Genomic DNA, 21,359 nt, shown 5'->3' on the forward strand with positions numbered 1-21,359 from the left:
GCTTCCCTACCCCTCGTACCTGGCCGCGGGCGCCGACCACACCTGGCCCAGCGAGGGCGCGAACCACTGGTTGTACAGGCGCATCCACGTGCCGTCGAAGGCCATGCGCAGCAGCACCCCATTGATGAAACGCACGAGGTCCGGCCGGTTCTTCCCGATGCCGACGGCGTAGTACTCGAGACCCATGGACGGCCCCGTCAGCGTCAGATTCGGATCCTGCTGACCCAGCCCGGCGAGGATGGCGTCGTCGGTTGAGATCGCGTCGACCTGCGACTGCTGCAGCATCACCAGACAGTCCGACCACGAGTCCGCGGCGATCACCGCGGCGCTGGGCACCAGGCGCCGCACCCGGTCGAGCGAGGTCGTGCCGCGCACCTCGCACACCCGCCGCCCGGACAGGTCGCCGACGGTGTTGATCGGGGCGCCGCGCGGCGCGAGGATCCGTTGCTGCGCGATGAAGTAGGTGGCGGAGAAGGCGACGGTCTTGGCCCGGTCGCAGGTCGCGGACATGGTCTTGACCACGATGTCGACGGTGCCGTCCTCCAGCGCTTTCTGGCGCTCGGCGGTCGAGAGGATCCGGAAATGGATCCGGTTCGGGTCGCCGAAGATCGCGGCGGCGATCTGGTGCGCGATGTCCGCGTCGAAGCCCTTGATCTCGCCCGTGATCGGATCCCGGAAGGACAGCAGGTTCGACCCGATGTCGATGCCGACGATGAGCCGGCCGCGGTCGTGGATGGTCGCCATGGTGGTGCCCGGGAGCATCTGGCCGGCGGGCGGCAGGCCCGACGGTGCCAGGGTGCCGGGGCACATGGACACCTCGGCGGGGATCGGAGCGTCGGTGGGGACGACCGCCCCGGATCCCGGGACCGGCTGGGAGAACGCGGTGACCGCGTCCCCCGGAGCGTCGGGGGCCGATACGACGCAGCCCGCCGTCGAGAGGGCGACGGCCGTGCCGAGGGCGATCCCACTGAGCAGCCTGCGCATCATCGGTACTCCCTCACGCGGGGGTAGAAGCCGGCGGTGACGCCCGCCGCCGCCAGTACGCACAGCACGAACGCGCTGGGGCCGGAGAACGCGATGGCGAAGCGTGCCGTGTTGACGTTGTCGCGGTAGAGGGTTCGGGCCCGGTCGATCGCGGCGGTGAGATGCTCGTCGAGCGATCGGTAGGCCACCGCCGCGGAGCCGGGGTCCGAGCCGATCGCGAGGCGCGTCGCGCCCAGGTAATCGCCCGTCGCCTCCCGCGCGGCGATCTGCTGGTGCGCGGATATCCAATGGGTGGCGTCGGCCCGGGCGGCGTCCACCGCCGCGGAGATCTCGGCGTCGGGCGTACCGAGCGACTCGAGCTCGGACTGCGCCTGCTGCAGGGTCTCGGCGAAGGCGCTCGCCGGCACGCCCCGTCCGGCACCGCGCTGCACGAGCGCCATGGTCTCCATGGAGCGCGCCTTCTGGGTGAGTGTCCGGGCCTGCGAGAGCGCGTCCACCGCCGCGGTGCCGCGCTGCTCGGCGCGCAAGGAGTAGGTCGACGATGCGAGGCCCGCGATCGCCACCCAGGTCAGAGCGATGGTGAGCGCCGCCGCGGCGACGACCAGCCCGCGATTGATCCGGCGCTGGGTGCGGCGTGCGAGATATTCGTGTGTGAGCAGCAGCGACACGAGCGCGATCCCGAGCACGCCGAATACCGCCCAGGGGGGCGCGGCGAACTTCGCGTGCGTATCGCGCAGATTCTCCGTCTCCTCGCGGTAGAAGCTCTCCGCGGCGGGCAGGAGCGTGTCCTGCATGAGCGTCGAGGCGGTCGCGAGGTAGGCCGCCGCCACCGAGTTGTCGAGCCGGTTGTTGGTGCGGGCCGTCTCGACGAGGCCGGTGTACACGGGGAGGTTCATCGCGATGGTGTCGAGGTTGCCGTGCGCGCGCCCGTCCTCGGGCGGCAGGCTGGTGGCGGAGGTGATGAGCGCCTTGCCGGCGGTCGCGACGGCGAGGCTGTAGCTGCTCTGGATCTCGTCGGACGGGAGGCCTCCCGCTACGAAGGCCGCGTTCGCGGACTCGTTCGCCGCGGACAGCGAGCTGTAGAGCACCTGCGCGGCGTGGGCGCGCGGCTCGTAATCGGCGAGGTTCTGTTGCAGCACCTCGGTGCGCGAGAGTTGCACGGCAGAGGTGAACCAGCCGGTGAACAGGCACATGGTGATGAGCACCAGGGTCATGGACACGAGCTTGCCGGGGCTGGAGGTGAAGAACTCGCGGAGTTCGCCGAAAACCGATGACTCGGGGAAGGATCGGAGGCGCAGGGACGACAGTTGTCGGCTCTTCGACGCCTGGGCTGTCACCGTCTGCTCCTTCCCTGAAGTTCACCCTCCGGCCGGGGTCGGGCCACTACGGACACTGTGCATCGACCCTATCGCGCGAGCCCACCGCATCGGCGCGCATGACGCGCTTTGTCCTCGCCCGAGTCCGTGGTTCGTCGGCTACGGTGGGTGCATGTTGGGTGACGGGAACGGATGGGTGCGCGACCCGGACGGTTCCCGGTTCTGGGGCCGGTTCGGCGCGGCGGGTCTGTTGGCTCTGTCGCCCGACGAGAGCAGCGTGTTACTGCAGCACCGGGCGTGGTGGAGCCATCAGGGCGGCACGTGGGCGCTGCCCGGCGGCGCGCGCGACTCGCACGAGTCCGCCGCCGATGCCGCACTCCGCGAGGCCTTCGAGGAGACGGGCCTGCCGCCCACCTCGCTGGAGGTGCTGTCCGAGGTGGTCACCGCCCGTTCCGCCGTCGGGTGGACCTATACGACGGTGCTGGCGCGCCTCGTCGAGCCGCGCGAGCTCGTGCCGAACGAGGAGTCCACCGCGCTCGAGTGGGTCGCGTTGGACTCCGTCACCGACCGCACACTGCATCCGGCCTTCGCCACCGCCTGGCCGGAATTACAGATCCGGGTCCGCGCCCTCGCGGCGGAGTAGCGTTACGCCTCCTCCGTCGGCGTGGAGTGTCTTTGCGTGCAGTCATACGCGGGCTGTATACCCATGTTTGCGCAGGTCAGTGGCCTGTTTCTTCGGAGAGTTATGCAGCGCACGTATACCGTTGCTGCTGAGACGGCGGGTGTGAGGCGGTGGCTGTCGAACCTTGCCCGGTGCGCGCCGGCGTGGCGTCGCCGCTCAACATCTTTCGAAGCGTTCTGCGATGAATCCGCCGCCGATCCCGTCGCAGAACGCTTCGAAAGACGGCGCATCCCGTCGGTGGCCGACTCGACGGCCTGTCCTCGCGCAGCCGAAGAGCCTGCGGCGGACGTCTGATGCCGGAGACTGATGTTCGTCCCCCGCGCTGCGCCGAGTCCCCGCTCCGGCGTTCCGTCCCACACCGAGCGCCGTTCGTTCGATAGGGGCTCGGTTGTCCCCCGCTCGGCGTTCGGTCCCCGGCTGAACGCCGACTGTCCCACACTGGAAGCCGATTCCCCCGCGGCGGGTCGTGTGGTGTGGGTTGTCCCCCGCTCGGCGTTCGGTTCCCGGCTGAACGCCGACTGTCCCACGCCGAAAGCCGATTCCCCCGCGGCGGGCCGTGTGGGGGGCGTCGTCCCCCGCGCAGTGTTCGGTCCCCGCGGAGCGAGTGGCCGGCCTACCGAGCTCGCCGCCGCACGGACGAGGGCGACGGGGCATCACCGTGGTCGGGCCACGCCGAACGGGTTGTCGATGACGTACCTCCACCTCCCGTCCTGTCCGCGTCGGGCCACATCGGTCGCCGTGCCACGGATGTCGACGTGGTCTCCCGAAGCGGTTCGTCCAACGATCTCCCAGTCGACGATCAGCAGCACGATCGAATCGTCGAACCGGTACACCTGCTGCACTGTGATGCTGATCGGTACTCCCAGTGACTGCAGCGCAGTGTTCGCTGACCGCCGTTCGGCTCCGGTGACAGCAGTGCCCTCGCGCGTGACGAGAACCGCATCGGGCTCGTACGCCCGCTCCAACGCCGCCGGATCGCCGGAGTTGAAGGCCGCGGCGAACACGGACGGATGCAGGTGCGGCTCGGTGGCCGACTCGATAGCGTGGGCGGTGTGATCCATGAGCCCACGCTGGCAGCCATTTCCGTGGCTCACCAAACGGTGAGTCCGTAGGTGGTCGACGACCTCGTTCCGGACGGGGCGGGGAATCACACCGCCCCCTCAGCGGATTGCCCGGTAGAGACGGCGCTCGCGGCGATCGCGGGGAAGTGGACGACGCTTCTCCTCCGGGAACTGAGCCGGGCCGAGCTCACCTTCGGTGGTCTGAAGGACACGTTGCCCGAGTTGTCCGACAAAGTCCTCGCCGATCGCCTGGCCACTCTGGTCGACCGCGGTGTCGTCGACCGGGTCGTGCACCGCGGATACCCGAATCGCGTGGCCTACTCGCTCATCGACGCGGGCAGGGAGCTGCGGCCCCTCCTGATCGAGCTCTACCGGACCGGAACGCGACTTCAGAGTCTTCGAGGCGGTGGCGGTGACGCCGTCAGCTCACAGCGACCTTGAGGGCGCGGGCGGCGGCCTCGGGGTCCGCTGCGGCGGTGATGGCGCGCACGACGACGATCGCGTTCGCGCCCGCGGCCGTGATCTCCGGGACGCGATCGAGGTCTATGCCGCCGATGGCGAACCACTTCCGCGCGGGCCCGGCGGCCGCGGTCTCGCGGACCAGGGGCAGGCCCGGCGCGAAGCGGCCCGGCTTGGTGGGCGTGGGCCAGCACGGGCCGGTGCAGAAGTAGTCGACGCCGTCCTCGGCCGCCGCGGCCCGGGCCTGCGCGGCGTCGTGCGTGGAGCGGCCGATGACGACGTCCGGCCCCACGATCGCGCGCGCGAGGGGAACCGGCAGGTCGTCCTGACCCAGGTGCAGCACGTCCGCGCAGGCGCCGAGCGCGACATCGGCACGGTCGTTCACCGCGACCAGCGCGCCGTGCTCGTGGGCGATCTCCCGCAGCTGCGCCACGATGTCGATCTCCTGCGCCGCCTCGAGCGCTCCGAACTCGCGCTCGCCCGCCGAGCCCTTGTCGCGCAGTTGCACGATGTCCACTCCGCCGCGCAGAGCCGCCGCTACGAACTCCGCCAGGTCCCCGCGCTCGCGACGTGCGTCGGTGCACAGGTACAGGGAGGAGGAGGCGAGCCGCTCGCGTGGGGAGACCATGCCCCAACATTAGGCGCCGGGAGTAGGGTGGCGGACGTACACACGGGAGTCCCGAGGTCGCGGGGCTGAGAGTGGGGCACGCGCCGCCCCTGACCGTCAGACCTGATCCGGGTAATGCCGGCGAAGGAAGGATCCCGTGCGGATGAACAAGAGCGTGTCGGTCGTGGGCGGCGGAACCGTCGGCCTGACTGTGGCGTGGTCGCTGGCGCGCCGGGGGTGCGCCGTCACCGTCATCGATCCGGAGCCCGGCTCCGGGGCGTCCTGGGTAGCGGGAGGCATGATCGCCCCGTACTCGGAGGCCTGGCCGGGGGAGGAGGAGCTGTACGCCCTCGGTGTCGAATCCCTCGGGCTGTGGGCCGATTTCGCAGCGTCCCTCCAGCCCTACGCCGACGGTCCGCTGATCACCGCCCGCGGCACCGTCTGGCTGGCGATGGACGACGGGGACGCCGCCGACCTCGCGACCGTCACGGCGGCGGTCGGCGACGAGGAGCTGTTCGGGCCGCTGCGACCGTCGGTCGCCGTCCGGGCGGTTCCCGGTGCGGCCCCGCGGATCCGGGCCGCCGCGACGGCACCGCGGGAGATCGCCGTCGACAACCGCCTCGTGCACCGTGCGCTGTCCGCCGCCTGCGCGGACGCGGGGGTCGTGTTCCGGGCGGAGGCCGTCGGCGGACCGTCGGGCCTGGCGGACCTGAGTGGCGATGCCGTGATCGTCTGCGCGGGTTCGGCTTCCGGCTCTCTCGCGCCGGAGCTGAAGGTCCGTCCCGTGAAAGGGGAGGTGGTGCGGCTGCGGTGCGGCCCGTCCTGCCTGCCTCCGCCGACGGTGACCGTCCGGGCCCGGGTGCACGGCCGGCAGGTGTACGTGGTGCCCCGTGGCGACGGCGTCGTCGTCGGAGCCACCCAGTACGAGAACGACCGCGACCTGGCGCCCCGCGTCGGCCCGGTGGTGGACCTGCTCGACGACGCGTTCACGGTACTGCCCTTCCTCCGCGAGTACGACCTGCTCGAGGTCGGCGCGGGGCTGCGCCCCACGACGGCGGACAACGTTCCCGTGATCGCGCCGGTCGGCGGGCGCGTCTTCGCCGCCACCGGCCACGGGCGCAACGGCATCCTGCTCGCCCCCGTCACCGGGGCGCGCGCGGCGGATATGGTTCTCGACCAGGAGGTGCACGCATGGAGCTGACGGTGAACGGCGAGGACCGACAGGTCCTCGACGGGACGTCCGCGGAGTCGCTGCTCGAGCAGCTCGGGCTGCCCGACAAGGGCGTCGCGATCGCGGTGAACGGAGCCGTCCACCCGCGGTCGCGGTGGACGCAGGCGCTGCCGGCGTACGCCGATGTCGAGGTGCTCACGGCGGTCCAGGGTGGCTGACGCCGTGCGCGAACCGCTGGTGATCGCGGGCCGCGCCTTCGGCTCGCGGCTCATCACGGGCACCGGCGGCAGCGCGAACCTGGATCACCTCCGGGCGGCGCTCGTCGCCTCGGGGACCGAGATGACCACGGTCTCGCTGCGCCGCACCAGTCTGGCGGAGGGCGGCGGGGTCCTCGACCTCATCCGTGAGCTCGGCATCGTGCCGCTGCCGAACACCGCTGGCTGCCTGGGCGCGGCCGAGGCGGTTCTCACCGCGCGACTCGCGCGGGAGGCGTTGCACACCGACTGGATCAAGCTCGAGGTGATCGGCGACGACGAGACCCTGCTGCCTGACGCGGTCGCCCTGGTGGAGGCCGCGGAGGAGCTGGTGGCCGACGGTTTCGTCGTGCTGCCCTACACCAACGACGACCCGATCCTGGCGCGCCGCCTCGCGGACGTCGGCTGCGCCGCGGTGATGCCCGCGGGGGCGCCGATCGGCACCGGGCTGGGGATCCTCAACCCGCACAACATCGAGATGATCGTGGCGCAGAGCGAGGTCCCGGTGATCCTCGACGCGGGGATCGGCACGGCGAGCGATGCCGCCCTGGCGATGGAGCTCGGTTGCGATGCAGTGCTTCTCGCATCGGCGGTGACCCGGGCCGCCGATCCGGAGGCGATGGCGACGGCGATGCGCCTCGCCGTCGAGGCCGGGCTCCTCGCGCGCGGGGCCGGGCGGATCCCGCGTCGGCGATGGGCGAGGGCATCGTCCCCGGCCGAAGGGCGGTTGGGAACCGGGGCGCGCGGCGGCGGAGCGCCGCCGCTGGATGGGCGTCAGCGAGCCGGGGCCGACCGTGGCACGGCGTGACCCGGACGACGTCGAGTCGGCCGCGCCGGCCGGACGGGTGCGGCGCGGTGCCCAGATCGGGGGTGTCGCCGTGCGGCACGCGGCGCGCACGGCGGGCACGATGGTCGCCTCCAGGTTCCGCGACGAGCAGGCGGACCGGGACGCGCGCGATGCGTTGATCCTGGCGCTCGCCGACGACCTGGTGACGGTGCTCGGCGGTATGCGCGGCGCCGCGATGAAGCTCGGTCAGCTGCTCGCGGTCATCGACATCGGCATCACGAGTAGCGCTGCGCGCGAGGAATTCGCGCAGCGGCTGCAGCCGCTGTTCTCGTCGGCACCGCGATGGACCGACGCCGAGATGATGAAGCTCCTGGATCATCAGCTCGGCGAGCGTCGTAGCCGGATCGTCTCGATCGAGGGTCCGATCGCGGCGGCGTCGATCGGCCAGGTGTACCGCGGTGTGCTCGACGACGGACGCGCGGTGGCGGTCAAGATCCAGTACCCCCGGGTGCACACGATGGTCCGGGCGGACCTGAAGAACATGCGCCTGCTGATGAAGGTGCTCGGCACGTACATTCCCGCGTCGAACGCCGAGAAGCTGTCGGAGGAGATCTCGCGGCAGGTGATGGCCGAACTCGACTTCGTCGCCGAACTCGGCCACCACCGGTACTTCGCGGATCAGTTCGACGGCCATCCGTCGATCGCCGTACCGCAACCCGTGGACGAGCTGTGCACCGACAGAGTCCTGGTCACCGAATTCCTGGAGGGCAAGCCCTTCGCGGACGCTCTCGACGACGACCAGGCGGTCCGGAACCGGCTGGGAGAGGCGATCTACCGGTTCTACTGCGGTGAGATGTACCGGACGGGGCGGTTCTGCGCGGATCCGCACCCCGGCAACGTCATCGTGCTCCCGGACGGCAGGGCGGGGTTCGTCGACTTCGGCATGACCGTGCACCTGAGCCCCGCCGATCACGAGTTCGAGCGGGAGCTGTTCACGGCTCTGCTGCGCGGCGAGAACGAACGGGTGCACCAGCTCGCCGTGCGGGCGGGATTCATCGGCCGCCCGGACCTGATGACCTCCGCGGACCTCGCCGAGTACATCGACAGGGTGGTCGGCTGGCACATCCGCGACGGTGAGATCACCGTGACGCCGCGGACCGCGCGCGACGCGGTCATCACCGCGACCCTGCCGGCCGGCGGGTTCTTCGACAAGTTCGAGGGCCAGATGCTGCAGGAGGCCCATGCCCTCGGCCGGCGCACCGACATCTCGACGGTCGCGCTGCTCGGCGAGCTACGGGCGACGGCGGCGTGGCGCGACGTGGCGTGCGAGGTCCTCGAGATCACGGGTCCGAGGACCGCCATGGGCGATGAGATCGCAGAGTGGCGTGCGCGCCGGGGGAACCCGTCACGCTAGAGTCTTCAACCATGTCGGAACCGGAGTCGGGAGTGCGCGACGGGTCCAAGCCCCGCCGCGGCAGGCCGCCCTCGGCCGGCCTCGCGGAGCGGCGCCGGGACGAGCTGACCGAGGCGGCGTTCGCGGTGTTCGCGGAACTGGGCTACGAGCAGGCCTCCGTCGCCGACATCGCGAAACGAGCGGGCATGGGGCAGGGCACCCTGTACCGCTACGTCGACGGCAAGCGTGAGCTCCTCGACCTCGTCTTCGATCGCTCCGTGGACGAACTGATGACGGCGATCTCACCCGACGAGGTGATCGAGACGACCGCCACGGGCGATCTCGCGGCCTCCGAGGCGATGGTGGAGGCCCTGAGCCGCAGGCTGTTCCATCTCGTCGACGCGCGGCCCGACATCCTCAAGGTCGTGATGGTGCAGGCGGGAACCGTCGACGAGGAGCTGCGCTACCGGATCCGCGGGCTCTACCAGACCTTCGACGCGATGATGGGGCGGGTGCTCGCGCACGCGCGCGATCGCGGATGGATCGTGACCCGCACCGACGATCCGGAGACGGAGACCGTCGAGTTGGGCCGGTTGCTTCCCGCGCTCGGCGTGCCCGGACTGGTCATGGCGCTCAACGGGGATGCCGATCCAGCACGTCGGCAGGCGTACGTGCGCGTGGCGGTCCGGATGTCGGCGCGTGGTCTCGTCTCCGACGGTGCGCGCGCGGCCCTGCGGTCCGAGCCGCTTCCCTCCGGCGCCGATGCGGACTCCCATGAGGCACGGTCGCACGACGGGGACGCGGGCGGACGATCCGCCGAACTGTTGGACGCGGCGATCGCGGAGTTCGTCGAGAACGGCTACGCCGAGGTCGGGGTCAAGGAGATCACCGAGCGCGCGGGTGTCAGCCACGGAACCTTCTACAACTACTTCGACAGCAAGCGGCACATGCTGTCGGTCCTCATCGAGCGGAATCGCAACCTTCTCCTCGGACGGCTCGAGGGCGTGGCCGCGACCTTCGACGAGCCGTTGACGGCCCGCGCGCTGTACGAGGCGGTCCTCGCGGTCAACACCGGTGCGCTGCAGGACATCGCAGGCAGGCTGGACGAGTTCCGCTTCCTCACCTTCGAGGTGCCGGGCGTCGACGCCGAGGCCTTCGACGACTACCTGCGGCTCTACCGCGAGGGCGCCGATCGGTACGCCGCGATCCTCACCGCCGGCGCCGAGGCCGGCCTGATCGAGGACACGGTCGACATCGCCGTCGCCGCCGAGGCGTGGCTCGGCTACATGCTGGGTGCCGTCGCCGCGATGGTCAGCGAGGTCGACGTGGCCGCGCCCGCCGAGAGCGCACGCGTGGTCACGAACCTCCTGCTCGGCGGAGCACGGCCGGATCAGCCGTGCGGGCGGCCGTCAGCAGGCGGCCGCGGGTAGCGCTCCGAGGTGCGTGCGGACCGCGTTCGCGAGCGTGGTGAGCGCGGCCTCCCCGGAGGCGAGAGCACCGTCGGCCGGGCGGACCGACAGCATGACGCCGGTCGTGCCCCGCTCGGTCTGCACGACGGCCAGCTGCCGCACGACGTACGCGCCGTCGGTGCCCGGGCCCCACCCGCCCTTGACGCCGACCGACTGTGCGCCGCGCAACCCGTAGAGGCCCCACTGCTGGTTCCCGGCGACCTGTTGCATGAGTCCGAGGGCCGTGAGCCCCGCGGGGGAGCAGGGGATCCGGGCGGCGAATCGCGCTGCGGCGTCGTCGGTCCAGAGCGTTTGGCCGAACGCGGAGTACTCGGGCCGAACCTTGCGGGTCTGCACCGTGGTCCGCGCGTCGCCGCCCGCGTGGAGGACGTTCTGCACCGCCGCACCGGCCTGCGCCGGGGTGCCGAGCGAATCCCAGATCGCCTCGGCGGCGTCGTTGTCGGACTGCGTGATCGCGGCGCGCATCCGGTCAGTGGCCTGCTGTCGCCCGGACCGCTCGAGGGCGGCCATCACCAGCGGCACCTTGGAGGTCGACCAGGCCGGGAGCGCGGCGGAATCGCCCGCGGTCACCACTCGGCCGCCGGCCGCGACGGCGATGCTCGCCCCGCCGGGCACCTCGCCGACGGCGCGCGTCAGGGCCGCCTGCAGCGGATCGGCGCGCTGCGACGGTGCCGGTCGTCCCGGACCCGCCGTGGACGGGGCCGTGGTCGGGGCCGTGGCCACCGTCGGCCCCGCGGACGACGGGGCGGCGGCACCGTCGTCCCCGATCGTGCAGGCCGTCGCGCTCAGGGCGAGCACGAGGAGCACTGCGGCCCTAATAGAGGTAGACGATCGCATTGTTCCCTCCCCGGCAGGTCACGACGTTCGACTCGCCGGTGCACGACATCGAGATGGCGCCGAGGTCCGGCGCGCGGGGACTGACCGCCGCCACGGTCCCGGACTGCGGCGCCGTGAACCGGGCGCGGTATGCGGCGACGATCGCGCCGGCGAACTCGCACGAGGTGTAGGGCTCTCCGGCGACGCCGCTGCCCTTGTCGGCAGCGACCGAGGTGAAGGCCTCGCCCGTGCCGGGCGTGCAGATCGTGGTGTTGGCGGGCTGGACCGCCTTGGTCACGGTCGGGCTGGTCGACGGTGCCGCGCTCGTCGTGGCCTCGACGGACGACGTGGTGGGGGCAGCCCTCGTGGTCGGCGAGGAGGACGGACCGCCGGAGGTGAGCAGCACCGCCACGGCCGCGACGAGGGCGACGACCAGGACCACGGCGGCGATCGCGAGTGCGGGCACCACGGACCGCTTCCGCTGCGGCGGCGCGGCCGGCGCGGGCGGGTACGACGCCGGTGGCGCGTAGCTCGGCGTGACGTAGCGGGGCCCGCCGCTCGACCCGGGCGCGCTGCGGGGGTACGAGACCTGCGTCGGCAGCGGAACGGACGAGGGGGGTGCCGGGCGGGGAGCCGACGGTACCGTCGTCGTGGTGCCCCAGCTCTGGGCCGTGCCCTGCAGGGCGGAAACCGCGGCCCGGGCGAGCGAACCGCAGGTCGCGTACCTGTCCTCGGGGCGCTTGGCCATGCCCTTGGCGACCACGGCGTCGAGGGCCGCGGGCAGCTGCCGGGACGCGTCGACCGACGGGCGGGGCGGCGGCGAGAGCAGGTGGTGCCGCATCATCTCCGAGATCGACTTCGCGGCGAACGGGGGCCGGCCGACCAGGAGCTCGTAGAGCACGCACGCGAGCGAGTAGACGTCGCCGGCCGGGGTGGCGCCGCCGCCGTCGAACCGCTCCGGCGCGGCGTAGGCCTGCGAGCCGACGAACAGCCCGGCGGAGGTGAGGCGGTCGGCGTCGCCGGTCACGACCAGCCCGAAGTCGAGGAGGTACGCGAAGCCCGACGGGGTGACCTGGATGTTGGCCGGCTTCACATCGCGGTGCACGAGGCCCTGCAGGTGGGCCGAATCCAGTGCGGAGGCGACCTGGGTGACGAGGTCGACGGCGCGGTCCGCGGGGAGCGGGCCGGCCGCGACGATCTCGGCGAGGTTACTGCCGTCGACCAGGCGCATGTCGAGGTACAGGGTGCCGTCGATCTCGCCGTAGTCGTGGATCGGGATGACGTGCGGATCGGACAGCCGTGCCGCGGTCTGCGACTCGTGGGTGAAGCGCTCGCGGAAGCCGGGATCCTGCGCGGCGCTCGCGTGGAGCAGTTTGAGCGCGACATCACGATCCTTCGTGGTGTCGTGCGCGAGGTAGACCTCGCCCATCCCGCCGCGGCCCAGTAGCCGGACCAGGCGGTACCGGCCGAACGTGCTCCCCGCCCGTGCTCCCGCTGCGTCCCCGTCCATCGCGCTCCTCCCAGAGTCCGATCGTGCCGAGTGTAAGCCGCGCGGCGTCCGGGCGGCTTCGCCGGATGATTGTTAGCGTGAATCCATGATCGAAGTCGCGGGCTTGACCAAGACCTACGGTGCCGTCCGGGCGGTGAACGACCTGTCGTTCGCCGTGCGGCCGGGCCGGGTCACCGGGTTCCTCGGGCCGAACGGCGCTGGCAAATCGACGACGATGCGGTGCATCCTGGGGCTCGACCGGCCGACCGCCGGGGCCGCCACGATCGGAGGCAGGCAGTACCGGACGCTGGAGCGTCCACTCACCCAGGTGGGTGCCCTGCTCGACGCGAAATGGGTGCACCCCAACCGTTCCGCCCGCGACCACCTGCGGTGGCTCGCCGTCGCGAGCGGGATCCCCGCGGCCCGCGCCGACGAGTGCCTCGCGGCGGTCGGGCTCACCGACGCCGCGCGCAAGAAGGCGGGCGGGTTCTCGCTCGGCATGGCGCAGCGGCTGGGCATCGCCGGTGCCCTGCTGGGGGATCCGGGCGTACTGCTGTTCGACGAGCCGGTCAACGGGCTCGACCCCGAGGGCATCGTCTGGGTGCGCACGTTCATGAAGTCCCTCGCAGCGCAGGGCCGGACCGTGTTCGTCTCCAGTCATCTGCTGGCCGAGATGGCGCTCACGGCGGACGACGTGGTCATCGTCGGTCGCGGGCACCTCGTGTGGAACGGGACCATGGCCGACTTCATTGCGCAGAACTCGGAACACTCGGTGCGCGTGCGCAGCCCGCGCGATCGCGAGCTGGCGACCGCGCTGACCTCGCGCGGGTTCGCCGTCGAGGCGGCGGCCGAGCCCGCGCCGGGTGGCGGCGGCCGGACCGTGCTGACGGTGCGCGGCGCGACCAGCGACGTGGTGGGCGAGATCGCCGCCGCAGAAGGGCTGCCGCTCGCCGAGCTCGCGCCGCAGAGCAGTTCGCTCGAGCAGGTCTTCATGCGGCTGACCGGCGCGGCTGTGGAGTACCGGGGAATGGGAGGCATCGGATGATCGTGCGCGCCATACGTGCGGAGTACGTCAAGCTCACCACGGTCCGGGCCGCCAGGTGGCTGCTCATCGGGTCGATCGTGCTCTCGATCGGCATCACATTGATCGTCGCTCTCGTCATGCGGTCGATCCTCCGTTCCGAGGAGGTATCGGACGAGGGGGTGATCGCCTTCGCGCCGTTCACCGGGTTCGGTGGAGTGCCGGGCATCTCGATCGTCTTCGCCGCGATCATCGGCGTGCTGTCGGTGACCACGGAGATCCGGTTCAACACCCTGCGGACCACCTTCCTCGCTGTGCCGAACCGGTGGGCGGCGCTGCTCGCGAAGACCTCGGTCGTCGTCGTGGTCTGCGCCGTCGTGCATCTCCTCGCGCTGCTCGTCGGGGCCGTCCTCTACGGACTGATCGCGCACGGCTCGCCGTTCGCGGCGTTCCGCGCGGGGGACACCACGGTACTCACGTTCCCTCTCGCCGTCGCATTCGCGACGGTTCTGGGCGTCGCCACCGGAGCCGCGCTGCGCAACGGCGCCGGGGCGATCGCGCTGCTGCTGGGCTACCTGTTCGTGGTCGACAACGTGATCGGTCAGATTCCGCAGACCCACGACGCCGCCGCGTTCCTGCCGTTCTCCAACCTGCAGAACCTGCAGGGGGTGCTGTTCACGAGTCTCCCCTGGGGTGCGCCCGTGTCCTTCCTGTACCTGCTGGTGGTCGTCGGGGCGCTGTGGACGGGGGCGGTCGCGCTGCTCGCCCGGCGTGATGCGTGACTCAGCCGACACGGCATGGCTCGCAGGTCACAGGGGTGATGTAAGCATCGCGTGAACGTTCGCCGACGGCCCTGGCCGCCGGGTGGTTCGCAGTGCTACACACAAGGGGTGACCGTTGAGAACGCAGCCCCGCCGACCACGCCGACGTCCGGTCCGGCGGCCGCCGCACCGGGGCGCGTGCGGCGGACCGTCGGGCGGCGCGGCGTGCGGTACCTCGCGGTGCTGGCCGGCGCCTGGCTGCTCGCCGAGGCGATGGGACGGATCGGCGTCCCGGCGCCTGCGCTGCTCGGCGCGCTCCTGCTCGGCGCCGCGCTGCGGCTTGCGATCGGGCGGGAGGTGGCGGTGCCGGCGGAGGTCTCCCGGTGGACGCAGGCCTTCATCGGGGTGATGCTGGGCGGCTACCTCAATCTCGAGGCGATGCGCGCGGTGGGCCCGGTACTGGCCCCCTTCCTCGCGATCTCGGTGCTCACCGTGGTGCTGTCCGTCGTGGCCGCCTGGCTGCTGAGCCGGTGGGTCGCGGATCTCGATCAGCGCACGGCCACACTGGGTCTCATGGCCGGCGGATCGTCGGCGGTGGTCACGCTGTGTGACGAGCTCGGCGCGCGCAAGGACGTGGTGGGGGTCATGCAGTACTCCCGGGTCCTGCTGGTCAGCGTCACGGCGCCCTTCGTGGTGGTGGGCCTCGCCGGCGGGTCGACGGTGCCCGCGAAAGCCTGGTCCCTCGACCTGCAGATCGTGGGGCGCGGCGACCAGGTGGCGGGCCTGTCCACGGCGATCGTGTTCGCGCTGGCCGGGATGTGGCTGGGGCGCCGGCTCCACCTGCCGGGCGGCGGGCTGATCGGGCCGATGCTGCTGGCCGCCGTGATCGGCGGCGCGGAGCTCACCCGTGGGTTCGCGCCGCAGGGCGCGTTCAAGGAACTGCTGCTCATCGTGGTGGGGCTCGAAGTGGGGCTGTTGGTCGACCGGAGGCTGCTCCGCCGGCTGGCGCACCTGCTGCCCGCGATCGGCGGCGGCATCGTCGTGGTGTGCGGGCTCGTGGCGCTTCTCGCGATCGGGGCCGCGCGCATGACCGGGACCTCCGTGGCCGACGCCTACCTCGCGACCACGCCCGGCGGGATCAACGCGGTGGTGGCCAGCGCCACCGGCAGTTCCGCGGCGAACATGGCGCTGATCGCGACGGTCCAGAGCCTGCGACTGATCATCGTGGTCCTGGCGCTGCCCCTGGTGGTGGCGGCGGTGAACCGGCTCTCGGGGCTCAGGAAGTCGCCCGCAACCGCCACGACGCGTTGACGGGGCCGTGCCCCGCGCCGACCGGGTAGGCGGCGGCGAGCGACCTGGTGACCCACTCCTTGCCGTAGGCGATCGCGGCGGGAACGTCGAGTCCGTGGGCGAGGGCGCAGACGGTTGCCGCCCCGAGGGTGTCGCCCGCGCCGTGATCGTGGCGCGTGTCGAGCCTCGGGGCCTCGAACTCGAGGAAATCGGCACCGTCGTAGAGGATGTCCGTGCTGGTCACGGCGGCCCGCAGGTGCCCGCCCTTGACGAGCGCCCAGCGCGGGCCCAGTGCGTGCAGGGCGCGGGCCGCGTCGCGCTGCGAGGCCTCGTCGACGACGTCGATGCCGGTGATGAGCCGCACCTCGTCGAGGTTGGGCGTGACGATCCAGGCCAGCGGGAACAGCCGGCGCAGGAGTGTGTCCAACGCCTCCGGGGTGAGCAGCGGATCGCCGTGCTGCGACGCGCAGACGGGGTCGACCAGGAACGGGATGCTGTCGGCGCTGCCGGGGAGGCGCCCGCCGATGCCTAGCTCGATCGCGGTGTCGGCGATGGCGTCGATGATCTCCGCCGTCGCGAGCATGCCCGTCTTGACCGCGCCGACGCCGACGTCCTCGACCACGGCCCGGATCTGGCCGGCGACCGTGGCGGGCGGGATCGGATGGAACCCGGTGACGCCTAGGCTGTTCTGCACGGTGACGGCGGTGACCGCGCAGGTGCCGTGCACCCCCGCGAGCGCGAAGGTACGCAGGTCCGACTGGAGACCGGCGGCCCCGCCCGAATCGGATCCGGCGATGGTCATCACCCGGACCGGGGTCTCGCCGGTGCCGGGAAGGGGCAGGTGCTGCATGGACTTCAGGGTAGCGCCGGGCACCGTTCGGGCCGCCGGTGCCACGCGAGGTGTACCGCGGCCCGTGCATCATTCTCGGGTGCGTCCCGAGTACGCCCGGGCGAACCTCAACCGCCTTGCCGATGAGCTCGAGGCCGCTCGATTCCCTGACGTCCGGGCGTGAACGCACTGCAGTAGCGGTTCGGCGCTGGTGATAATTCCGTTGAGCCGGAGTGGAGCCGCACCTACTCTTGCAGGTCGAGAAGAGGAGGTGCGGAATGAACGCGACTGCTTCCGCACCGCCGGTGCGGGTGTTCAACGCCGACTACAGTCTGCTCGACGTCGTGCACTGGCAGGACGCCGTGGGCATGCTGCTGCGTGAGGTCGCACACGCGCTGGAGCCGCACGATCCCCCGCGGGTGCTGCGGTCCCCGAGCACGGAGATCGAGGTTCCGCGGTCGTTGCTGCTGGTGCGGTACGCGGCGGTTCCCTACCGGCGCACCGCCGACCACGCGAGCCGGTCCGAGATCCTGCGGCGCGACGGCTTCGAGTGCCAGTACGCGGGCTGCGCCGCGCGGGCCGCCACGATCGACCACGTCTTCCCGCGGTCGAGGGGTGGTGGCAACACGTGGTCGAACCTCGTCGCGTGCTGCGCGGACTGCAATCACCGCAAGGCCGACCGCACGCCGGCAGAGGCGGGCATGCGCCTGGTGCGTGAGCCCTTCCGTCCTGCCGGCGTCTGATCCGATTAAACACTGTTACTACCCATCGCGACCTGCGGATTTTCCGTTGGTAACAGTGTTCAATCGGGGAGGGCGACCGCCCAGAGCGGGTTGACGGGGCCGTGGCCGGCGCCGAGGGGGTACGCCCAGCGCAGGCCCTCGGTGACCCAGGCCTTGCCGAACTCGACGGCGGCGGGCACCGTCCGGCCGTGCGCGAGCGCCGCCGTGATCGCCGCGGCGAGGGTGTCGCCCGCCCCGTGATCGTGGCCGGTGGGAACTCGAGGCGCGGTGAACGCGACGAACTGCGCGCCGTCGGTGAGGAGATCGGGGCTGTCCGGGCTCTCCCGCAGGTGGCCGCCCTTGACCAGGGCCCACTGCGCGCCGAGCGCCAGCAGCGCGTCGGCGGCCCGGCGCTGAGAGTCGCCGTCGACGACCTCGACGCCGGTGATCAGCCGCACCTCGTCGAGGTTGGGGGTCACGACGGTGGCGCGCGGGATCAGTTCGGAGCGTAGGGCGTCCAGCGCCTCGGTGGCGAGCAACGGGTCGCCGTGCATCGATGCCGCCACCGGATCGACCACGAGGGGAGTGGCACGGCCGTTGCCGATGCCCTCGGCGTCCGCCGCCGCGGCGACCGCCTCGATGATCATCGTGGATGCGAGCATCCCGGTCTTGGCGGCCTCGACACCGATGTCGCCCGCGACGGAACGGATCTGGGCCCCGACGATGTCCGGATCGATCCCGCGGAAGTCCTGCACCCCTACACTGTTCTGGACCGTGACCGCGGTGATCGCCACGCACGCGTGCAACCCGAGGGCCGCGAACGTCCGCATGTCGGCCTGAATGCCCGCGCCGCCACCGGAATCCGACCCCGCGATGGTCAGGACCCGGTGCGGCGCCGCGCCCCGCGGCGAGGTCGGCAGGCGCGACGGTGCGCCGACGGTCACGACCGTCGGCTCGCCGGCGGCCGCCCCGCGGACCTCTGTCACCGGGCTGCGGTCTCCAGTGGGATGTACACGCGGCCACCGGCGTCGGCGAACTCCTGCGACTTCGCCGCCATGTCGGCGGCGAGCTTGGCGTCGATGTCCTCCTGCGTCACCAGGTTGTGCTCCTGCGCGTACGCGCGCACGTCGGCGCTGATCCGCATCGAGCAGAACTTCGGGCCGCACATCGAGCAGAAGTGCGCGGTCTTCGCCGGCTCCGCGGGCAGCGTCTCGTCGTGGAACTCGCGCGCCGTGTCCGGGTCCAGCGACAGGTTGAACTGGTCCACCCAGCGGAACTCGAAGCGCGCCTTGGAGAGTTCATCGTCGCGGGACTGCGCGCCCGGGTGCCCCTTCGCGAGATCGGCGGCGTGCGCCGCGATCTTGTAGGTGATCACGCCGGTCTTCACGTCGTCCCGGTTGGGCAGGCCCAGGTGCTCCTTCGGTGTCACGTAGCAGAGCATCGCCGTGCCCGCCTGCGCGATGATCGCCGCGCCGATCGCCGAGGTGATGTGGTCGTAGGCCGGCGCGATGTCGGTGGCGAGCGGGCCGAGCGTGTAGAACGGAGCCTCCTCGCACAACTCCTCTTCGAGTCGCACGTTCTCGACGATCTTGTGCATCGGAACGTGGCCGGGGCCCTCGATCATCACCTGCACGCCATAGGACTTCGCGATCTTCGTCAGCTCGCCCAGGGTGCGGAGCTCTGCGAACTGCGCCTCGTCGTTCGCGTCGGCGATGGACCCGGGACGCAGGCCGTCGCCGAGGGAGAAGGTCACGTCGTACTCGCGCAGGATCTCGCAGAGCTCGCGGAAGTTGGTGTACAGGAAGGATTCCTCGTGATGCGCGAGGCACCAGGCGGCCATGATCGAGCCGCCGCGGCTGACGATGCCGGTGACCCGGTTCGCGGCGAGCGGCACGTAGCGCAGCAGCACGCCGGCGTGCACGGTCATGTAGTCGACGCCCTGCTCGCACTGCTCGATCACGGTCTCCCGGAAGATTTCCCAGGTGAGCTTGGTCGGGTCGCCCTTGACCTTCTCCAGCGCCTGATAGATCGGGACCGTGCCGACCGGGACCGGCGCATTGCGCATGATCCACTCGCGGGTCTCGTGGATGTCCTTGCCGGTGGACAGATCCATGATGGTGTCGCCGCCCCAGCGGGTGGCCCAGACCATCTTCTCGACCTCCTCGGCGATGGAGCTGGTCACCGCGGAGTTGCCGATGTTCGCATTGATCTTCACCGCGAAGGCCTTGCCGATGATGGCGGGCTCGAGCTCGGGGTGCTTGCGGTTGGCCGGGATCACCGCGCGGCCGGCGGCGACCTCTGCGCGCACCGTCTCCGGATCGAAGCCCTCACGGGCGGCCACGAAGCGGATCTCATCGGTGATGATTCCCGCACGCGCCCAGGCGAGTTGGGTACTCGCACCGTCGACCGGGGCGGGCCTGGACCAGCCCTCGCGAGTCTTCGGCAGACCCTCGGCCAGGTCGTGCAGCTGATCCTCAGCGGTGTACTGCGTGTACGGACCGGAGGTGTCGTACACGTCGTGGTGATCGCCGTTGGTGAGCGCGATGCGCCGGAACGGGACGTGCAGCTCAGCTCCGCCGTCCGGGGCGCCCGGGAGGGTGCGGTACTGCTTGGCGGAACCCTCGATCGGCCCGACGGTGACGGTGGAGACAGGTGTGAACGACGAAACAGGCATACGGGACTCCTCTTCCCTACGCCGGCATTACCCGGACAGGTTCGTACGGTCGACGCCCGCGCCAGGCGCCCTCTCAGCTCGCTGCGGCGAGCTCCCGATGGTGTGCGTCACCGAGAGTAACGCACGAATCCCGCCCCGTCAGGCAATGCGCACGGCCACGGGCGTTCGCCCCCGACGAGTGCGGCGACAGTAATGACGTTCGGTGATTCGAGATCACGAAACGCGCATCGATCGGGACACGGTCGTGTCGGCAGCACCGACTTGTCGGTGCTGCGGCGTACGGTGAAGTGATACGCATCACGTCACGGAGGTGTTCATGGCAGACATGGTCGAGGTTCCGCCGCCCACGATGGAGCTGTCGGAGTCGTTGCGGTTGTTCGACAATCCCGTCCGCGACCGGTACGAGCTGTGGTCGGGTGACGAGTTGATCGGCGTCGAGGGGTACGAGGTCACCGACCACGGTGATGTGATCCTGTTGCACACGGTCGTGATGGAGAAGTTCGGCAAGCAGGGCTTCGCGCGTGCGCTCGTGTCCGGCGTCCTCGACGACCTGCGCTCGCGCAACCGGCACGCGATCCCCGTGTGCACGTACGTGCGGTCGTTCATCACCCGGTTCCCGCAGTACCAGGACGTGGTGAACGCGGCGCGGACCTAGTTCGCCTGCAGCGCACGGGGTGTTCACGGCGCGGTCCAGTAGCGGTAGCTGTGGTGAGGTGCGAAACCGAGGCCCCGGTACAGCGCCTGCGCGCCCGCATTCGCGTGCGTGACCTCGAGGAACACCTTGTCGGCGCCCGCCCTGCCCGCCTCCGCGCGCAGCGCGCGCACCAGGCGGGACGCCAGGCCCCGTCGGCGGTGCTCGGGTGCGACGGCCATCGAGCCGAGCCTGCCCCACACGGTCCCGGCGGCGTCGGCGGTGAGGGCGAGCCGTCCCGCGGCGATCGGCGCACCGTCGGGCCCCGGAACGGAGGCGAACCGCGCCCGCCCGTCGACGGAGGTCACCAGTGCCGCGTTGGTGCCGGTGAGCGCCAGCCAGGCCGCGCTCGGGACGTCCGCGAGTTCGACGGTGCCCTCGGGCTCCGGGCCGCCGCTGGGCGCGACGAGGACGTCGGTCGGCGTCGTGACGGGGGACAGCTCGCGCGTGCCGCGCAGCAGCCGGTCGGAGAGCGTCAGGTGCACGGGGAGGCCGCGGGCCGCGTACCAGGCACGGACGCCGTCGAGGTGCTCCAGCGACGCGTCGGGGTGCAGCGGCGCGGCGCAGGTGGCGCGGTTGCCGGCGATGCCGGGGGCGGCCCGGCACAGCCAGCCGTCGATCCACTCCCGCTCCACCGACCACCAGGACCGTGCTCGAGCCAGATCGAGCGAGCGGATCTCGCTCGCCCGCACGGGCTTCGGTGGCACGGTCTTGTAGGCGACGATGTCGGACCGGGACACCGTGATCCGGTCCCCGCCGCGTTCGACGACGAGCGGCTCACCGTCGGAGACGAGGGTCCCGATGACGTCCGAGGCCTGCCCGGACGGCAGCAGCCGCCGGACGACGACCCGATCGCCGGGCCTCGGAGGCGGGGGAGTCATGT

Annotated in this window: 21 protein-coding genes, 1 pseudogene and 2 riboswitches; of the genes and pseudogenes, 12 read left to right on the forward strand and 10 right to left on the reverse strand. The window is 71.4% G+C overall.

Annotated features, from left to right (window positions below; translation table 11 throughout):
* Window positions 1-6: 6 nt before the first annotated feature.
* Window positions 7-987, reverse strand: coding sequence for a glutamate ABC transporter substrate-binding protein (locus ABZX10_RS01170; protein WP_355533648.1), 981 nt, complete (start codon window positions 985-987; stop codon window positions 7-9).
* Window positions 984-2,321 carry a hypothetical protein gene (locus tag ABZX10_RS01175; RefSeq protein ID WP_355533650.1) on the reverse strand — a complete coding sequence of 446 codons (1,338 nt, stop codon included), beginning with the start codon at window positions 2,319-2,321 and terminating at the stop codon, window positions 984-986. The genes ABZX10_RS01170 and ABZX10_RS01175 overlap by 4 nt, the downstream gene beginning before the upstream one ends.
* A gap of 151 nt (window positions 2,322-2,472) precedes the next feature.
* Between ABZX10_RS01175 and ABZX10_RS01180 the strand changes: the two genes are divergently transcribed.
* Window positions 2,473-2,943: an NUDIX domain-containing protein gene (locus tag ABZX10_RS01180; RefSeq protein WP_355533652.1), complete on the forward strand. Its 471-nt coding sequence runs from the start codon at window positions 2,473-2,475 to the stop codon at window positions 2,941-2,943.
* Window positions 2,944-3,635: 692 nt separating this feature from the next.
* On the opposite strand, the gene ABZX10_RS01185 is transcribed toward ABZX10_RS01180, so the two are convergent.
* Window positions 3,636-4,043, reverse strand: a complete 408-nt coding sequence (locus ABZX10_RS01185; RefSeq protein WP_355533654.1) for a nuclear transport factor 2 family protein — start codon at window positions 4,041-4,043, stop codon at window positions 3,636-3,638.
* 51 nt (window positions 4,044-4,094) lie between these two features.
* Here ABZX10_RS01185 and ABZX10_RS01190 point away from each other — a divergent pair, with 51 nt between their 5' ends.
* A complete protein-coding gene (locus ABZX10_RS01190) occupies window positions 4,095-4,484 on the forward strand; it encodes a helix-turn-helix domain-containing protein (RefSeq protein WP_355533656.1) in 390 nt (129 codons plus the stop codon).
* Here the strand turns inward: ABZX10_RS01190 and thiE are convergent.
* Entirely contained in the window at window positions 4,465-5,130 is a 666-nt protein-coding gene (gene thiE, locus ABZX10_RS01195) for a thiamine phosphate synthase (RefSeq protein ID WP_355533658.1), read from the reverse strand. The two genes, ABZX10_RS01190 and thiE, sit on opposite strands and share 20 nt — an antisense overlap.
* A gap of 32 nt (window positions 5,131-5,162) precedes the next feature.
* Window positions 5,163-5,276: riboswitch (TPP riboswitch) on the forward strand.
* Between thiE and thiO the strand changes: the two genes are divergently transcribed.
* The 5 genes and pseudogenes from thiO to ABZX10_RS01220 all read left to right on the forward strand — a co-directional run bounded on the left by thiO (window position 5,273) and on the right by ABZX10_RS01220 (window position 10,144).
* On the forward strand, window positions 5,273-6,310 hold the full coding sequence (gene thiO, locus ABZX10_RS01200) for a glycine oxidase ThiO (RefSeq protein WP_355533660.1): 1,038 nt from the start codon (window positions 5,273-5,275) through the stop codon (window positions 6,308-6,310). (Overlaps the previous riboswitch by 4 nt.)
* On the forward strand, window positions 6,301-6,498 hold the full coding sequence (thiS, locus tag ABZX10_RS01205) for a sulfur carrier protein ThiS (RefSeq protein ID WP_355533662.1): 198 nt from the start codon (window positions 6,301-6,303) through the stop codon (window positions 6,496-6,498). Before thiO ends, thiS begins: the two co-directional genes overlap by 10 nt.
* A gap of 4 nt (window positions 6,499-6,502) precedes the next feature.
* Window positions 6,503-7,252, forward strand: a pseudogene (locus ABZX10_RS01210) (thiazole synthase); the annotation flags it as partial.
* A 76-nt stretch (window positions 7,253-7,328) separates the two neighbouring features.
* Complete coding sequence (locus ABZX10_RS01215) at window positions 7,329-8,735, forward strand: AarF/ABC1/UbiB kinase family protein (RefSeq protein WP_355533664.1); 1,407 nt, start codon at window positions 7,329-7,331, stop codon at window positions 8,733-8,735.
* 11 nt (window positions 8,736-8,746) lie between these two features.
* Entirely contained in the window at window positions 8,747-10,144 is a 1,398-nt protein-coding gene (locus ABZX10_RS01220) for a TetR/AcrR family transcriptional regulator (protein WP_355533666.1), read from the forward strand.
* Here the strand turns inward: ABZX10_RS01220 and ABZX10_RS01225 are convergent.
* Together ABZX10_RS01225 and ABZX10_RS01230 are read right to left on the reverse strand one after the other, a co-directional pair.
* On the reverse strand, window positions 10,124-11,020 hold the full coding sequence (locus ABZX10_RS01225) for a hypothetical protein (RefSeq protein ID WP_355533668.1): 897 nt from the start codon (window positions 11,018-11,020) through the stop codon (window positions 10,124-10,126). The genes ABZX10_RS01220 and ABZX10_RS01225 overlap by 21 nt on opposite strands.
* Window positions 10,998-12,509: a serine/threonine-protein kinase gene (locus tag ABZX10_RS01230; RefSeq protein WP_355533670.1), complete on the reverse strand. Its 1,512-nt coding sequence runs from the start codon at window positions 12,507-12,509 to the stop codon at window positions 10,998-11,000. The genes ABZX10_RS01225 and ABZX10_RS01230 overlap by 23 nt, the downstream gene beginning before the upstream one ends.
* An 85-nt stretch (window positions 12,510-12,594) precedes the next feature.
* On the opposite strand from ABZX10_RS01230, the gene ABZX10_RS01235 reads away from it, so the two are divergent.
* From ABZX10_RS01235 to ABZX10_RS01245, 3 genes are all read left to right on the forward strand, one after another.
* Complete coding sequence (locus tag ABZX10_RS01235) at window positions 12,595-13,533, forward strand: ABC transporter ATP-binding protein (RefSeq protein ID WP_355533672.1); 939 nt, start codon at window positions 12,595-12,597, stop codon at window positions 13,531-13,533.
* A 2-nt stretch (window positions 13,534-13,535) separates the two neighbouring features.
* Entirely contained in the window at window positions 13,536-14,291 is a 756-nt protein-coding gene (locus tag ABZX10_RS01240) for a hypothetical protein (protein ID WP_355533674.1), read from the forward strand.
* A gap of 108 nt (window positions 14,292-14,399) precedes the next feature.
* Window positions 14,400-15,581, forward strand: a complete 1,182-nt coding sequence (locus ABZX10_RS01245; RefSeq protein ID WP_355533676.1) for an AbrB family transcriptional regulator — start codon at window positions 14,400-14,402, stop codon at window positions 15,579-15,581.
* On the opposite strand, the gene thiD (ABZX10_RS01250) is transcribed toward ABZX10_RS01245, so the two are convergent.
* Entirely contained in the window at window positions 15,547-16,410 is an 864-nt protein-coding gene (thiD, locus tag ABZX10_RS01250) for a bifunctional hydroxymethylpyrimidine kinase/phosphomethylpyrimidine kinase (RefSeq protein WP_355533678.1), read from the reverse strand. The genes ABZX10_RS01245 and thiD (ABZX10_RS01250) overlap by 35 nt on opposite strands.
* 257 nt (window positions 16,411-16,667) lie before the next feature.
* Here thiD (ABZX10_RS01250) and ABZX10_RS01255 point away from each other — a divergent pair, with 257 nt between their 5' ends.
* Complete coding sequence (locus ABZX10_RS01255) at window positions 16,668-17,132, forward strand: HNH endonuclease (protein WP_355533680.1); 465 nt, start codon at window positions 16,668-16,670, stop codon at window positions 17,130-17,132.
* 59 nt (window positions 17,133-17,191) lie between these two features.
* On the opposite strand, the gene thiD (ABZX10_RS01260) is transcribed toward ABZX10_RS01255, so the two are convergent.
* A complete protein-coding gene (gene thiD / locus ABZX10_RS01260; RefSeq protein ID WP_355534071.1) occupies window positions 17,192-18,055 on the reverse strand; it encodes a bifunctional hydroxymethylpyrimidine kinase/phosphomethylpyrimidine kinase in 864 nt (287 codons plus the stop codon).
* Window positions 18,056-18,093: 38 nt separating this feature from the next.
* On the reverse strand, window positions 18,094-19,785 hold the full coding sequence (thiC, locus tag ABZX10_RS01265) for a phosphomethylpyrimidine synthase ThiC (RefSeq protein WP_355533682.1): 1,692 nt from the start codon (window positions 19,783-19,785) through the stop codon (window positions 18,094-18,096).
* Window positions 19,782-19,893, reverse strand: a riboswitch (TPP riboswitch). It overlaps the preceding gene by 4 nt.
* 208 nt (window positions 19,894-20,101) lie before the next feature.
* On the opposite strand from thiC, the gene ABZX10_RS01270 reads away from it, so the two are divergent.
* The gene (locus ABZX10_RS01270; RefSeq protein ID WP_355533684.1) at window positions 20,102-20,440 is read left to right on the forward strand and encodes a GNAT family N-acetyltransferase; all 339 of its coding nucleotides are present in this window, start codon (window positions 20,102-20,104) and stop codon (window positions 20,438-20,440) included.
* 23 nt (window positions 20,441-20,463) lie between these two features.
* Here the strand turns inward: ABZX10_RS01270 and ABZX10_RS01275 are convergent, their stop codons facing one another.
* The gene (locus ABZX10_RS01275; protein ID WP_355533686.1) at window positions 20,464-21,357 is read right to left on the reverse strand and encodes a GNAT family N-acetyltransferase; all 894 of its coding nucleotides are present in this window, start codon (window positions 21,355-21,357) and stop codon (window positions 20,464-20,466) included.
* Between the last annotated feature and the right edge of the window lie 2 nt (window positions 21,358-21,359).

The sequence above is a fragment of the Tsukamurella sp. NPDC003166 genome, from assembly GCF_040611135.1.
Taxonomy (GTDB): domain Bacteria; phylum Actinomycetota; class Actinomycetes; order Mycobacteriales; family Mycobacteriaceae; genus Tsukamurella.